Source organism: Phytomonospora endophytica (genome assembly GCF_014202425.1).
Taxonomy (GTDB): Bacteria; Actinomycetota; Actinomycetes; order Mycobacteriales; family Micromonosporaceae; genus Phytomonospora; species Phytomonospora endophytica.
On sequence record NZ_JACHGT010000011.1, the window covers coordinates 276,199 to 289,604 of the forward strand.

General features: G+C 71.3%; 13 protein-coding genes. 8 read left to right on the plus strand and 5 right to left on the minus strand.

Features of this window, described 5'->3' with window-relative positions:
• The first annotated feature begins 19 nt into the window (after nucleotides 1-19).
• Entirely contained in the window at nucleotides 20-523 is a 504-nt protein-coding gene (locus HNR73_RS25125; protein WP_184790060.1) for a S26 family signal peptidase, read from the plus strand.
• On the opposite strand, the gene HNR73_RS25130 is transcribed toward HNR73_RS25125, so the two are convergent.
• Together HNR73_RS25130 and HNR73_RS25135 are read right to left on the minus strand one after the other, a co-directional pair.
• Complete coding sequence (locus tag HNR73_RS25130) at nucleotides 485-781, minus strand: DUF202 domain-containing protein (RefSeq protein ID WP_184790061.1); 297 nt, start codon at nucleotides 779-781, stop codon at nucleotides 485-487. The two genes, HNR73_RS25125 and HNR73_RS25130, sit on opposite strands and share 39 nt — an antisense overlap.
• A 1-nt stretch (nucleotide 782) precedes the next feature.
• A complete protein-coding gene (locus HNR73_RS25135; RefSeq protein ID WP_184790100.1) occupies nucleotides 783-1,163 on the minus strand; it encodes a YidH family protein in 381 nt (126 codons plus the stop codon).
• Between the two features lie 109 nt (nucleotides 1,164-1,272).
• Here HNR73_RS25135 and HNR73_RS25140 point away from each other — a divergent pair, with 109 nt between their 5' ends.
• The gene (locus HNR73_RS25140) at nucleotides 1,273-1,989 is read left to right on the plus strand and encodes a permease prefix domain 1-containing protein (RefSeq protein WP_184790062.1); all 717 of its coding nucleotides are present in this window, start codon (nucleotides 1,273-1,275) and stop codon (nucleotides 1,987-1,989) included.
• A gap of 71 nt (nucleotides 1,990-2,060) precedes the next feature.
• On the plus strand, nucleotides 2,061-4,133 hold the full coding sequence (locus HNR73_RS25145) for a toxin-antitoxin system YwqK family antitoxin (protein WP_184790063.1): 2,073 nt from the start codon (nucleotides 2,061-2,063) through the stop codon (nucleotides 4,131-4,133).
• A 52-nt stretch (nucleotides 4,134-4,185) separates the two neighbouring features.
• Here HNR73_RS25145 and HNR73_RS25150 read toward each other — a convergent pair whose 3' ends face one another.
• Both HNR73_RS25150 and HNR73_RS25155 read right to left on the minus strand, forming a co-directional pair.
• The gene (locus HNR73_RS25150) at nucleotides 4,186-4,620 is read right to left on the minus strand and encodes a PepSY domain-containing protein (RefSeq protein ID WP_184790064.1); all 435 of its coding nucleotides are present in this window, start codon (nucleotides 4,618-4,620) and stop codon (nucleotides 4,186-4,188) included.
• Between the two features lie 159 nt (nucleotides 4,621-4,779).
• On the minus strand, nucleotides 4,780-5,538 hold the full coding sequence (locus HNR73_RS25155) for a class I SAM-dependent methyltransferase (protein WP_184790065.1): 759 nt from the start codon (nucleotides 5,536-5,538) through the stop codon (nucleotides 4,780-4,782).
• A 98-nt stretch (nucleotides 5,539-5,636) separates the two neighbouring features.
• Here HNR73_RS25155 and HNR73_RS25160 point away from each other — a divergent pair, with 98 nt between their 5' ends.
• Both HNR73_RS25160 and HNR73_RS25165 read left to right on the plus strand, forming a co-directional pair.
• Nucleotides 5,637-6,317 (plus strand): response regulator transcription factor, encoded by a 681-nt coding sequence (locus HNR73_RS25160; protein ID WP_184790066.1) that lies wholly within the window; start codon nucleotides 5,637-5,639, stop codon nucleotides 6,315-6,317.
• 86 nt (nucleotides 6,318-6,403) lie between these two features.
• Nucleotides 6,404-7,840, plus strand: coding sequence for a sensor histidine kinase (locus HNR73_RS25165; protein WP_184790067.1), 1,437 nt, complete (start codon nucleotides 6,404-6,406; stop codon nucleotides 7,838-7,840).
• 65 nt (nucleotides 7,841-7,905) lie between these two features.
• Here HNR73_RS25165 and HNR73_RS25170 read toward each other — a convergent pair whose 3' ends face one another.
• The gene (locus HNR73_RS25170) at nucleotides 7,906-8,550 is read right to left on the minus strand and encodes a TetR/AcrR family transcriptional regulator (RefSeq protein WP_184790068.1); all 645 of its coding nucleotides are present in this window, start codon (nucleotides 8,548-8,550) and stop codon (nucleotides 7,906-7,908) included.
• An 81-nt stretch (nucleotides 8,551-8,631) separates the two neighbouring features.
• Here HNR73_RS25170 and HNR73_RS25175 point away from each other — a divergent pair, with 81 nt between their 5' ends.
• From HNR73_RS25175 to HNR73_RS25185, 3 genes are all read left to right on the plus strand, one after another.
• A complete protein-coding gene (locus tag HNR73_RS25175; RefSeq protein ID WP_184790069.1) occupies nucleotides 8,632-10,032 on the plus strand; it encodes a DHA2 family efflux MFS transporter permease subunit in 1,401 nt (466 codons plus the stop codon).
• A 90-nt stretch (nucleotides 10,033-10,122) separates the two neighbouring features.
• Nucleotides 10,123-12,273, plus strand: coding sequence for a SpoIIE family protein phosphatase (locus HNR73_RS25180; protein ID WP_184790070.1), 2,151 nt, complete (start codon nucleotides 10,123-10,125; stop codon nucleotides 12,271-12,273).
• Nucleotides 12,274-12,308: 35 nt separating this feature from the next.
• A complete protein-coding gene (locus tag HNR73_RS25185; protein WP_184790071.1) occupies nucleotides 12,309-12,767 on the plus strand; it encodes a carboxymuconolactone decarboxylase family protein in 459 nt (152 codons plus the stop codon).
• Nucleotides 12,768-13,406: the final 639 nt, after the last annotated feature.

Below are 13,406 nucleotides of genomic sequence, written 5' to 3' on the forward strand. Positions count from 1 at the left end.
TTGAGGTGAGGTGTTGTCGATGCCGTGGTTGTTCTCGTTGTTCGGGGTGTTGTTGCTGGTCGTGGCGGGTGCCGCGTGGTGGGTTCATCGCACTTACGTCGCGATCACCGTCGAGGGGAGCAGTATGACGCCGACGTTGGCGCCGGGGGACCGTGTCCTGATTCGGCGGGGGCGCCGGGGTTTGCGGCGTGATCAGATCGTGGTGATCCGGGAGCCGCGTGTGGCGGGGTCGCAGGGTTGGGCGTTGTCGCCGCCGGCGGGCCGGAATCTGCGGGCGTCGGGTTGGTACATCAAGCGGGCTGTGGCGATGCCTGGTGATCCGATGGACGAGCGGGTGAAGGGGCATGGGGACGTCGTCCCGGAGGGTCACATTCTGGTGATCGGCGATCACCCGCACAGCGGTGATTCGAAGCAGCACGGCCCGTGCCCGGTGGATCAGATCCTGGGTGTGGTGGTGCGGCGGATGGAGCGGGCGCGGGAGTTGTCACATGAAGGTGATCGCGAGCCCGGCTACGGCCAGTAGGAGTACGAGTCCGGCGAGCGCGTAGGCGGTTCGGGGCCGCATGGCGGCGGGTGCTTCGTCGTCCATGTCGACGATTCTGCGGTGGCCGGCGATGGTGGCGAGTACCCAGAGCAGTGCGGTGACGGCGATGATGACGATGTCGGCGCGCCGGACGACGCCGGTGAAGGCGGGTTTGCAGAACAGCACGATCGCCACGGAGAACGACAGGACGGTGCGCCGCCAGGCGAGGCGGGTGCGTTCGGCGGCGAGGCCGCTCATGTCACCCGGCCTTCGAGGTGAAGAGCACGTACACGAGCACGGCGACGGCTCCGAAGGCGATCACCAGGGCCAGCGCGGCGGGGAACCGGGTCGGGGGCAGGTCTTGTCCGTGCCGCATGGCCCATTCGCAGTGGAGCCAGCGGGCGACGGCGCGCAGGGCGCAGGCGGCGCCGATGGCGATGAGGCCGACGGCGAGTACGTCGCGGAGGGCGCCCCAGCGGTCGGCGGACAGGAACTGGGCGATGGCGATGCCGCCGGCGACGAGGGCGAGGGCGGTGCGGATCCAGGCGAGGAAGGTGCGCTCGTTGGCCAGGGAGAAGCGGTAGTCGGGGGCGACGCCTTCGTCGTTGAGGCGTCCGGGGTTGAACCAGAGTTTGATCATGCCGTGCACACCGTCAGGCTACGCAGGCCCGGTGCGGGGTGTGGTGGCCGTCGTGAAATGGGTGACATCCCCGACGCGGTTTCGGGGTTTCCCGGGTGAGAATGAGGCCATGACGCGTGTCCTCGCCCGTACCGACGCGGCCATCCCGGCTTACCTGGCGGAGCTGCGGTCGTCGCTGACCGGTTCACGGCGGCGGGTCGATGATCTGCTGCGGGAGGCCAGGCACGGTCTTGAGGACAGTGCCGAGGCCCATGAGGCCGACGGTGCCGAGGCGGGGGAGGCCGCGCGCCTGGCGGTGGAGGAGTTCGGGCCGGTCGCGGTGGTCGCGCCCGGGTATCAGGTCGAGCTCGCGGCGACGGTGACGCGCCGGTCGTTGCTGTTCCTGGGCCTGCTGGTCCCGGCGGGCAATGTGCTGGCCTGGCTGCAGTGGAAGGACGCGCCGCCGTTGGCGCACGAACCGCCGGTGGGCACGTGGCTGTTGTCGCTGTCGGTGGATCTGATCGCGTGGACGGTCGTGCTGGCCGCGGTGGTGGGTTCGCTGGCGCTGCGTTTCGGGTCGCGGTGGTTCGAGTTCCGGCCGGTCTTCGCGCGGGCCGCGGCGACGGCGATCTTCACGGTGCTGGCGACGACGTCGATCTCGGGGCTGGCGTTGACGTTCATGTTCGCCTCGGCGCGCGGGGTCGGGCCGGAAGTGCTGGCCACGGAGCTGCCGGGCGTCGGCTATCTCGTCGCGTGGACGGCGCTCACCTGGTGTGGGGTTCGCTGCCTGCGTTCGGGCCGTCGCGCACAGGTACTACGGGACGAGGCGTTGGCCTACGCCGACTGAACGCTGTCGGACGGGTCTGGCAGGATCGCGCGCTATCCCCCCTTTCTCTTATGTGGCAACGGAGAGAAGCGATGACGCGCGTGATTCCCGACGGCGTTCCCCCCGAGGCGGTCTGGTCTTCCGAGGACGGCGAATGGGTCCTCGCCGAGCGTGACGAACGGGGCCGCATGCAGGGCGTGGTCACGTACTGGCGACCCGACGGCACCCTCGTCAACCACTGCTCGTACACCGACGGCGTCCCGCACGGCTGGTTCAAGCGCTACCACGAGAACGGCGAGGTCTCCCGCTCCGGCACCTTCGTCCACGGTGAGCTCTCCGGCGTCGACGCCTGCTTCCGTTCGACGGGTGCGACCACCGAACTCGCCTTCCCCGTCCACGCGATGCCCGCCAACGTGTGGCGCTACGAACGCGACATCGCCGGTGGCCGCTCGCTCTCCGGCCGCTGGTACGACAAGGAGGGACGCCGGGTCGACGACACCGGCGGCCCCCTGCCCGAACGGCCCGGGAACGTGCCGGCCGCCGCGGTCTACTTCGCAGGCAGCGGCCACTGGGCCCTCGGCGTCGTCGACGGCGATGGCGAGCAGGGACTGTGGCGTTACTGGTCGCCCGACGGCACGCCCCTCGGTGAGCGCGAGGTCCGCAACGGCCGTGAACTCGACCGCCGCTGGTTCCTCGGCGCCGACCACGCCGCCGCGGTGACCGCGATGCGCGACGGCCGCGCCGACGAGGCGCTGACCGCCGCCCGCGCGTTCTGGGACCGGGCCGACACCGTCGAGGAGGTCGTCCACGCCGGGAGCGTGCTCGCCGAGGTCCTCGCCGGGGACGCGGGTGCCGACGCCGAGCGGCGGGAGCTGCTGGCGATCGTCGGCGAGGCGGGGGACCACCCCGTGGTCTTCTCACCGGAGGGTTTCTCCTGCTATCGGGCGCAGTCGCGGGCACTGGGCTGGCTGGCGGCGATCAAACTCGACGACGGCGACCCGGCGACCGCGGTGGTCCTCAGCCGTCAGGCGATGGCGCGCGAGCACCACTTCGGGCCCTGCGCGGCCCGGGTCACGCTGTTCCACGCGCTGGTGCGGCTCGGGCTGGTCGAGGACGCCTTCGCGCTCGTGCGCGACACCCTCGCCGCCGACGCCGACTTCGCCGGTTTCGGCGAGGTCGTGGCCGATCCGGCCTACCGGGAGTGGATCGCGGGCCTGGACGTCAGCGGCATGACCGTCGAGGAAGCCCTGGTCGAGACCGGTCCGGGCGCGCTCGACGAGACCGCGGAGGCCGTCCGTGTCGAAGGCGGTGGGGCCGCGACGGGCACCTGGCCGGTCCGTGAGGTTCTCGGCGCCCGCCTGTCGCCGGAGTTCGACCGCTGGCTGGAGCTCGCCGGGGAGTTGCCGGAGACCGCCTTCGACGGGGAGTTCCTCGCCGCCGCCGATCCCGGCCTCGCCGAGCTCCTCGCCTCTCGGGGAGGGCCGCGGCTCGGCCGTCTGGAGGGCCTGTTCCTGCCGGTGTCGGTGGTGCACGCGGCCGAGGAGGACGTCCACCACGCCGCCTGGGTGGCCGGGGAGCAGGGCCTGAGCCGGGTCTACGCCTACAACCAGGACGACGACGCGCATCGTGCCACCTACGTCTCGCTGGCCGGTTTCCTGCAGCGGACGTTGGCCGACGACGGGGACTCGGTGCTGCGCCCGGCGCTGCGCGAGCGCTGGAACCGGGCGTTCCACCTGCTCGACGACCGGGAGGAGCCGAAGCCTCCGGCACATCTCGACGTCCTCGGGCTCGTGCCGCGGCTGGCCTGGGTCGTCCTGCATCTCACGGGGGTGTCGCGGGGCGGTGGCGAGCACCCCGGCGCGGCCCGGATCGCCGACTGGGAGGCCGAGCGCGCGGCCTGCCGCGAATGGCCGCACCTTCAGGCCTACTGGCTGCTGCATCACCTGGTCATGGGCAACGTCGAGGAGCTGCCCGAGCTGCTGGAGTACGCCGAGACGCGTTACCCGCCGGTGGGGGAGCTGGCCGGGATCGCGCGTTCGGTCGTGGCCGGTGGCGAGCCGGAGGTGGCCTGGTGGGACGCGGAGGGGGTCGCCCGCACACGCGCGTCGATGGCGGCGGCGAACCCGGAGGTCTTCAACGCGGCGGCCCGGCAACGCCTGGGATAGCACGAAAGCGGCCCGGTCCACAGTGGACCGGGCCGTTGGGTTCGCGGCCGGGCTAGTCGTCGTTGTCGACCTCGTGCCGGGTGACCTCGCCGTTGTTCGCGTCGACGGTGACCTCGTGGTACTGGCCGTCGGCGCCGTAGACGTGCACCTTCCAGCGGGGGGCCTCGGCGGTGCCGTCGAGGTCGATCTCGTAGACGACCCCGCCGCCGACTTCGGTGGCCGCGGTGTTCGCGGCCTGCTCAAGGGTGACGGTGGTGGCGACGGGGGCGACACCGTCGTCGCCGATCTCGTTCGCGTCGTCGTCCTTGCCGTTGTCGTCGTCGTTCTCTTCGCGACCGGAGCTGGTGGGGATGGTCTTGTCGTCGTCGTGGCCGTCGTCGGCGACGGCGGCGGTGGCCGTCGCGGCTCCGCCGAGGAGCAGGGCGGCGACAGCGCCGAGCACGACCCAGCGGCGGCGGCCGGTGAGCTTGCCGAGCAGCTTCTTCATGGTGAGTCCTCTCCGTGGGCTGGTTACGTCACCACCGTGCCCCGGGAGGGCTGAAGCCTCGCTTAAGCGGGCTGAAGGGAGGCTTCAGGCTCGCGCTGGAGCTTGCGCGCCTCCAGCGGGTGCCTCGCGGGGAGGACGGGAAACGACGCGGGTACGGCGCTAAGGTTTGCGCGCCTCCAGCAGAAACCGCGTCGTCGTCGCCACGAAGGGTCCTTCGCGTTCGATCAGTTCGTGCAGGTCGCGCAGCCGGTCGCGGTACTCCTCGACGGTGAAGCCGGGGACCATCCAGATGACCTTGCGCAGGAAGTAGACGACGGCGCCGATGTCGAAGAACTCGGTGCGGAGTTCCTCGTAGCGCAGGTCGGCGATCTCCAGTCCGACGGCGGCGGCCTCCCCGTGGACCTTGTCCGGGTGCCGTCCGTTGCGGACCTCTTCGGGCTGGGGACCACGGAAGTACTCGACGAGTTCGAAGACGCTGGCCGGGCCGACCTGCTGCGAGAAGTACGTCCCGCCGGGCGCGAGGACGCGGGCGATCTCGTCCCATCGCGTCCGCACGGGGTGGCGGCTGGTGACCAGGTCGAAGGCCCCGTCGGCGAAAGGCAGGGGCGCGTCGTCGCCGGCGGCGACGAGGACGGCGCCGCGCGGGTGGAGCAGGGCGGTCGCCTTGGCGATGTTCGGGGGCCAGGCCTCGGTCGCGGCCATCGTCGGGGGAAGGACGGGCGCCTCGGCGAGGACCTCCCCGCCGCCAGTGTCGAGGTCGAGGGCGGCGGTGGCGTCGGCGAGCCGCGCGGCCATCGCGCGCTGGTAGCCCCAGGAGGGCCGCTGCTCGGTGGCGCGGCCGTCGAGCCAGGAGAAGTCCCAGCCGTCGACGGACACGGCGTCGGCCTCGGCGACGAGTTCTTCGAAAGTTCGCGACATGGGGGGATCATGTCGCGGCGGGGTGGGGGTGTCCAAGGGTTTGCCGAGACCCGCGCCGCTTCAGCCCGCCTTCAGGCCGGGTGTGTCACGCTGCGGTGATGCGCCTGCTGATAGTCGAAGACGAGAAGCGTCTCGCCGAGGTCGTCGCCGCCGGCCTGTCGGCCGAGGGTTACGCCGTCGACGTCGCCAACGACGGCCCGACGGGCCTGTCGCGGGCGCGGGCGGGCGTCTATGACCTGATCATCCTCGACATCATGCTGCCCGGCCTCAACGGCTACCAGATCTGTGCGAGGCTCCGCGCCGACGGCGACGAGACGCCCGTGCTGATGCTCACCGCCAAGGACGGCGAGTACGACGAGGCCGAAGGTCTCGACACCGGCGCCGACGACTACCTGACCAAGCCCTTCTCCTACGTCGTGCTCCAGGCGCGCATCCGCGCCCTGCTGCGGCGTCGCGGGGGCTCGGTCGCGCCGACCGTGTGGCGCTTCGGGGACCTGACGGTCGAACCGGCCGCGAAGCGGGTCCTGCGCGGCGACACCGAGGTCGGGCTGACCGCGAAGGAGTTCGCGGTCCTGGAGTACCTGTCGCACCGGGTCGGGGAGGTCGTGTCGAAGGCCGACATCCTCGAACACGTATGGGACTTCACCTACGACGGCGACGTCAACATCGTCGAGGTCTACATCTCCAACATCCGCCGCAAGATCGACACCCCTTTCGGGCGCAGCGCGATCACGACCCTGCGCGGTGCCGGGTACCGGCTGGCGGCCGACGGTGGGTAGGGGATTCGTGGACGGCTCCCGGCGCGATCGCCGGGCGTGGGCGCTCGCCGACGTCTTCGGTCGCGCGGAGTCCGCCGGGAGCGCCGATGGCCGCTGAATCCACCGCCCGCTTCTCCATCGCGCGCCTCCTGCCCCAGTCGGTCCGCTGGCGCACGACCCTCGGCGCGACGCTCGTCGTCGCCGTCGTGCTGCTCGTCGCCGGTGCGGCCGTCGTCGGGCTGCTCCGCGCGAACCTCATCGACGGCGCCCAGGCCCAGGCCGAGCTCGCCGCGCGGGAGGTCGGCGCGCAGCTCGCGGCGGGCACCGCCCCGAACAAGGCTGAGGCCACGGAGGACGACGTCCTGCTCCAGATCGGCGGTCCGCGCGGGGTGCTCGCCGAGAGCGAGGATCTGACCGAGGCGGCGATGGTCCTCGACTTCGCCGGTGAGCCCGACGGTGCGTCCTCCACCGATGACGACGATGACGACGACACCGAGTACGCGGGGACGGTCGAGCCCGAGGCGGCCTACGAGACCCTCGACGTGCCCGGTGAGGACGGCCCGTTCCGCTTCGCGGCGGTGACGGTCACGATGCCGAGCGGCACGCAGTACGTCGTCTACGCGGGTGCGTCGCTGGCGACGCAGAACAAGGCGGTCGCCGACGCCGCGCGGTACATGCTCGTCGCGCTGCCGGGGATCCTGCTGGTCGTGGCGGTGGTGACGTGGCTGGTGACGCGGCGGGCGCTGCGGCCGGTCGCGGCGATCCGTGCCGAGCTGGCGTCGATCACGGCGGGCGACCTGTCGCGGCGGGTGCCCGAACCGCCGTCGCGCGACGAGATCGGCGATCTGGCGCGCACGACGAACGCGACCTTGGCGCAGCTGGAGTCCTCGGTGGACCGGCAGCGCCGGTTCATCGCCGACGCCTCGCACGAACTGCGCAGCCCCATCGCGACCCTGCGCGCGCAGCTGGAGGTCGGTGCCGCGCACCCCGAGCTGTTGCGGCCCGACGGGCTGCTCGACGACGTCGTCCGGCTCCAGCGTCTGGCGACGGACCTGCTGCTCCTGGCGCGGCTCGACGCCGGTGAGGGCGCGACGGCCGCGCCGGTCGATCTGACCGAGACGGTGCGGGAGACCGTGGCCAGGCGGGCCGCGGCCGACGAGTTTCCCGTGCGGCTCGGCGTCGAGGAGGAGCTGGGCGTGAACGGGATTCGCGGTCAACTCGAACGCGTGCTGGGAAACCTCATGGACAACGCGCAACGGCACGCCCGGTCGACGGTGGCGGTGACCTTGCGCGCGGAGGGGCGCGGGGTCGTGCTCCTCGTCGAGGACGACGGGCCGGGCATCCCGCCGGAGCGGCGCGCGAGCGTCTTCGACCGCTTCGTGCGCCTCGACGACGCCCGTTCCCGCGATGACGGCGGTGCCGGTCTCGGGCTGGCGATCGTCCGGGACGTGGTGGCCGCGCACGGCGGGACCGTGCGGCTGGGGGAGTCGCCGCTGGGCGGGGCGGCGTTCCGGGTGGACCTGCCGCGCGCGTCGCGGGCCTGACGAACCCGCACACCGCCGCCTGAGAGCGCCGGCCGAGTGTCGCTTCGCGCCCGGCGCCGCGCCGGTCACGCCTTCGCGAACGCTCGCAGGAACGTGTCCACGCCGTCGGCGATCGACTCGCGCAGCACCTTGTCGGCGACCGCGCGCGTGCCCAGCGCGCTGAGCCCGGGGATGTCGGCGGAGATCAGCGCCATGAAGTGGCGGGCGGCGCGCAGGGGGTCGGGGATCTCCAGGTGCCCGGCGTTGGCGAGCCGGGCGAGCCGCCCGGCGAGGGCGTCGTTGACCTGACGCCCGCCTTCGGCCTGCACGGCGTCGTACACGTCGGGGAAGCGGGCGGCCTCGGCGTAGAGCAGCCGGGACATGGCCCAGCCGGCGGCGCTGCGCATGCAGTCGACGAGTTGCCAGGCGATGGCGTTGAGGTCGGTGCGCAGTGCCTCGGGCCCGGCCGGGTCGGTCGGGAAACCCTCCAGCGTCGCCAGGACCTTGCGGCGCGATTCCTCGGCGGCCTCGACCATGGCGGTCCGGAAGAGGTTCTCCTTGCCGCCGAGGTGGTTGTAGATCGTCGGTTTGGCGACCCGGGCCTCCGCGGCGATCGCGTCGACGCTCGCCTGGGCGTATCCGTCGCGGGCGAAGACCGTGATCGCGGCGTCGAGGATCGCCCGCCGCTTGTCGATGCGGCCGCGGGTGGGAGCGGGTGCGGACGGGGTCATGGACGCCAGCTTACGTGAGGGCCTACTATGTTGAACTCATCAGTTCAAATTCATGTACGAGTAGGTACGGAGATTGTGACCATGTCGGCAGATTCAATGAACACGACCGTGCAGATTGAGCCTGAAAGCGCAGCTGAGCCGCCCACTCGTTTCGATCGCCGTCTCCTCGCCACCGTCGGTGCGATGGTCATCGGCGCGATCATGGCGATCTTCGACGCGACCATCGTCAACGTCGCCGTCGACACCCTCGGACGGCGCTTCGAGGCGCCCCTGTCCTCCATCGAATGGGTCGCCACCGGATACCTGCTCGCCTTCGCGCTGACCGTCCCCGTCTCCGGCTGGGCGGCCGAGCGCTTCGGCGGCAAACGCGTCTGGCTCGCCGGGCTCGCGATCTTCCTCGCCGGGTCGCTGCTGTCGGCGTTCTCCTGGTCGGTCGGCGCGCTCATCGCCTTCCGCGTCCTCCAGGGCGTCGGCGGAGCCCTGCTCGAACCGACGATGCTGACGATCCTCGCCCGCCTCGCCGGGCCCCAGCGCGCCGGACGACTCCTCGGCGTCATCGGCTCGCTCATCCCCCTCGGGCCCGTCTTCGGCCCGATGCTCGGCGGCCTGCTCCTGGCGCACCTGCCCTGGCAGTGGATCTTCCTGGTCAACCTGCCCATCGGCCTGGCCGCGATGATCCTCAGCGCCCGGCTCCTGCCCGCCGACCCACCCGCCTCCACCTCACCCGAACGCGCCCGCCTCGACGTCCGCGGCCTGCTGCTCCTCCCGCCCGGCTTCGCCGCCGTCGTCTACGGCCTGTCCCAGGCCTCGGCCGACGGCTTCGCCCACCCGCGCGTCCTCATCGGACTCGGCGCCGGCGCGGCCCTCCTCATCGCCTACGTCGTCCACGCCCTCCGCGCGACCGGCACGCCCCTCCTCGACGTCCGCCTGTTCGCCTCACGCGGCTTCACCGCCTCGGTCGTGTCGATGTTCCTCGTCGGTGCGATGCTCTTCTCCCTGCTCTTCGCCCTCCCCCTGCACTTCCAGCAGACCCGCGGACTCGGCGTCCTCCAGACCGGGCTGCTGCTCGCCCCCGTCGGCGTCGGCGCCTTCCTCGGCATGCCCTTCGCCGGGCGCCTCAGCGACAGGATCGGCGCCCGGCCGCTCGTGCCCGTCGGCGGACTCCTCGCCGGAGCCGGCGGACTCGTGTTCGCGCTCGCCGGGACACACGCGCCGATCGCGGCGCTGGTGCCCGTCGCGGTCGTCACCGGTTTCGGTTTCGGGCTGATCGGGGCACCGTCGATGTCGGCGGTCTACCGCTCGGTCCCCGCCGCGTCCGTGCCCAGCGCGACCGGCGCCATCTACATCCTCAACCAGGTCGGGGCCGCGCTCGGCGTCGCCGTCATCGCGCTGCTGCTCCACTCCGGAGCGGGCTTCTGGTGGCTCGTCGCGCTCGCACCCCTCGTGGTCGCGGCGGGCCTCGCGCAACCCAAGCGGGCCTGAGACCCGTCGAAGGGTGCGGCCGCGAACCCCCGCCGCACCCTTCCTAGACAATCAGCATGTTCCGGCGTAAAAGCCACATATCATTCACGAATGATCGGGGGGAGTGACGACCCGGCCACCGGGAACACCGAGGCCGCGACACCGGACGAAGGAAACGTCCACATCCAGTTCGCCGGGGAACACCCGCGCGGACTGGACCACATCGCCGGGCCCAGCGCCGTCGAGACCGCCGCCGAGTTCACCAGCGCCCTCCGCCACGCCACCGTCATCGTCGACAGCGCCGGCCGCGTCAGCTACTTCGACCCCGTCGCCGAACAACTCACCGGCTTCACCCGAGCCGAGATCATCGGCCGCGACGTGCACATCCTCACCGGCGCCTCCGTCCCCCTCACCAGCAGCGAATTCACCCGCCTCGCCGCCAAGGGCCGCTCCGGCATCATCCCCATCCGCCGCGCCGACGGCAGCGTCCGCATCGCCTGCATCCGCACCCACCCCATCCCCCTTCCCGACGGCAGCGGCGCCTACATCCTCCAGGCCATCGACCTCGGCGACGCCCGCGCCACCGTCGACCACCTCGGCGGACTCGACGCCTTCTTCCACCAGTCGATGTTCGGCTTCGTCATGCTCGACGAGCACCTGCGGTACCTGATGCTCAACCAGGCGCTCGCCGACCTCAACCGACGGCCCATCGCCGACCACATCGGCCGCCACATCCGCGAGGTCATGGACTCCGCCGACCTCGACGAATACGAGGTCCTGCTCGGCGAGGTCCTCCGCACCGGCGAACCGATCGTCGACGTGCGCATCCCCGGCAGCCCCACGAGCCTGCCCGGAAACCAGCAGGTCTGGTCGGCGTCCTGGTACCGGGTCACGAGCTGGCGCGACATGCCCCTCGGGCTGTGCGGGATCATCATCGACGTCTCCGAGGCCGAGCGGCCCGTCCTCGACGCCGCCCGCGGACGCGACCGGCTGCTCCTGCTCAGCCGCATCGGCGCGCAGCAGGGCGCCAACCTCGACATGCACGGCGCCGCCCAGGACCTCGCGACGCTGCTCACCGCAGAGTTCTGCGACCTCGCCGTGATGGACGTCCTCGAAGAGGTCGTCAACGGCGAGACCGTGCCCTCGGCCATCGACGAGCAGTCGCTGCTGCACCGCCTCGGCGGCGCCGCGCGTTTCGTCGACGAGACCACCGAGCGGCTCATCAACGTGCAGAACCCGCGCCAGGCCTTCGAGACGCACGGCTTCGCCACGGTCCTGCGCGACAACCGCGCCCAGCTCATCCAGATCCCCGGCGGCAGGATCCCCGAGGTCGACGACCCCAGCGGACGAGTCGGCGACATGCGCGAACTGGGGGCGCACTCGTTCATCGTCGCGCCCCTGCGGGCCCGCGACGTGACCCTCGGCGCGCTCAGCTGCATGCGCATGAGCGACCGCGAACCCTTCGACCACGACGACCTCCTGCTCGCCCAGGAGATCGCCAACCGGACCGCCCTGGCCGTCGACAACTCGCGCCTCTACCGCGAAGAGAAGCAGGCCGCGCTGATCCTCCAGCTCAGCCTCCTGCCCGAACGGCTGCCGCAGGCCCCGGAGGCCGACCTCGCCTACCGGTACCTGCCCAACAGCCGCAGCAGGCAGGCCGGCGGCGACTGGTTCGACGCGATGGTGCTGCCGGGACGGCGACTGTGCCTCGTCGTCGGCGACGTCATCGGCCACGGCATCGCCGCCGCCGCCGCGATGGGCCGCTACCGGACCGCCGTGCAGAGCCTCGCGTCGATCGGCCTCGAACCGGCCGCGCTGCTCACCCGCCTCAACGACATCGCGCTCACCTTCGGTGACAACGCCATGGCGACGTGCATGTACGTGCTCTACGACCCCCTGCAGCACCGCTGCGCCATCGCCAGTGCGGGACACCCGCCCATCATCATCGAGCCGCCCGGCGGCGTCGCCTACCCCCTGGAGATCCAGTCCGGCCCCATGCTCGGCGCCATCCCCGGAGCCGAATACCGCAGCGAACCGCTGAACACCCCGCCGGGCACCAGGCTCCTGCTGTACAGCGACGGCGTCGTCGAGTCCCGCAGCACACCACTCGACGACGGGATCAAGAGACTGCTCCAGCAACTCGGCAGCAGGCGCTCGCTGTCGGAGCAGTGCGACCGGATCATGGCCGCCACCCCGCCCGACGCCCGCGACGACCGCACCATCCTCATGGCGGAGCTGTACGGACTGCGACGAGCCGACTAACCTTCAAGGTCCACAGTGGACCAGGGAGGCGACCGGTGACCGATCGTTACGCGCGCGGCTCGCGACAACTCGCAGAACTCGGCGGCTCAGTGGTCCACGACGCACTCGACACCTTCCACGACGTCGCCCCGGACCTCAAACGACTGATCGTGGAATTCGCGTACGGGGACATGTACACGCGGCCCGCGCTCTCGCCGGAGCAACGGCAACTGGCGACCATCGCGACGCTGACGGCGATCGGGGGGTGTGAACCGCAGCTGGAGATCCACGTGGAGCTGGGGCTGAACGTGGGACTGGCGCCGGGGGAGATCGTCGAGACGGTGATGCACGCGGCCTCGTACGTGGGGTTCCCGCGCGTGCTCAACGCGATGGGGGTCGTGCGGAAGGTCTTCGCCGAACGGGGGGTGCTGCCAGGGGTGGGGGGTGCGGTCGGGGGTGCGGGCGTTGTGGCCGGGCCTGGTGTGGTGCCGGGGCCCCGGGCGGGGGTGGGGTGAGGGGCGGGGAGGCGGTCGTGTCTGCGCTCGTGTCCGCGTTCGCGTTACGGGGCTGAAGCGTCGTACCGGCGTGGGTGCCTGGGGGTGTGGTGGGGTGCGCGAGAGGGGGCTTGTGGGGGCGTTCTGGCATGGGGGTTGTGGTTGCGCTCGTCACTTGCGGTCGCGTCCGTCCTTGGTTGGCATGGCAGCCGCGCTTGAGTTCGCGCTGGTTCTCGCACTTGGCGTTCGGGCTTGCCTTCGTGTTCGTCTCTACGTGTTGCGCTTGCCTTCGTGCTCGTATCCGTGACGCGCGCTCGCTCCCACTCACCACTCACTTTCCGCGCTCGCCTTCGTGCTTGCACGCACCCGTCGTGTTTGGGTTCGTCCCTGCGTCTACCTCTCGTGTTTGTCGTCGTGTTCGCATTTAGTGCTTGCGTTCGCTGTCGCACGTTGCCTTCGCTTCCCTCCGGCGCTCGCCGTTTGCCGGGGAAGGGGTGTCTGTGGCTGGGCCGCACCCTTTGGGGGGTGGGGTGGTTGTTGTCGCGCGTAGCGCGATCGGACCCCTTCGATCCACTTGCGTGTGTCTCCGTCGCTTCGGCCAGGGATTGGTGCAACACGAAGGTTCTGGGGCTGTCAAGGGCGCTCTTTCCCTTGACTGTC

Coding starts and splice junctions, on each gene's coding strand:
- HNR73_RS25150 (WP_184790064.1), bottom strand. CDS start 4,620: ATGAAGAAGCTGCTCGGCAAGCTCACCGGCCGCCGCCGCTGGGTCGTG.
- HNR73_RS25140 (WP_184790062.1), top strand. CDS start 1,273: ATGACGCGTGTCCTCGCCCGTACCGACGCGGCCATCCCGGCTTACCTG.
- HNR73_RS25130 (WP_184790061.1), bottom strand. CDS start 781: ATGAGCGGCCTCGCCGCCGAACGCACCCGCCTCGCCTGGCGGCGCACC.
- HNR73_RS25160 (WP_184790066.1), top strand. CDS start 5,637: ATGCGCCTGCTGATAGTCGAAGACGAGAAGCGTCTCGCCGAGGTCGTC.
- HNR73_RS25155 (WP_184790065.1), bottom strand. CDS start 5,538: ATGTCGCGAACTTTCGAAGAACTCGTCGCCGAGGCCGACGCCGTGTCC.
- HNR73_RS25180 (WP_184790070.1), top strand. CDS start 10,123: ATGATCGGGGGGAGTGACGACCCGGCCACCGGGAACACCGAGGCCGCG.
- HNR73_RS25145 (WP_184790063.1), top strand. CDS start 2,061: ATGACGCGCGTGATTCCCGACGGCGTTCCCCCCGAGGCGGTCTGGTCT.
- HNR73_RS25135 (WP_184790100.1), bottom strand. CDS start 1,163: ATGATCAAACTCTGGTTCAACCCCGGACGCCTCAACGACGAAGGCGTC.
- HNR73_RS25170 (WP_184790068.1), bottom strand. CDS start 8,550: ATGACCCCGTCCGCACCCGCTCCCACCCGCGGCCGCATCGACAAGCGG.
- HNR73_RS25165 (WP_184790067.1), top strand. CDS start 6,404: ATGGCCGCTGAATCCACCGCCCGCTTCTCCATCGCGCGCCTCCTGCCC.
- HNR73_RS25175 (WP_184790069.1), top strand. CDS start 8,632: ATGTCGGCAGATTCAATGAACACGACCGTGCAGATTGAGCCTGAAAGC.
- HNR73_RS25125 (WP_184790060.1), top strand. CDS start 20: ATGCCGTGGTTGTTCTCGTTGTTCGGGGTGTTGTTGCTGGTCGTGGCG.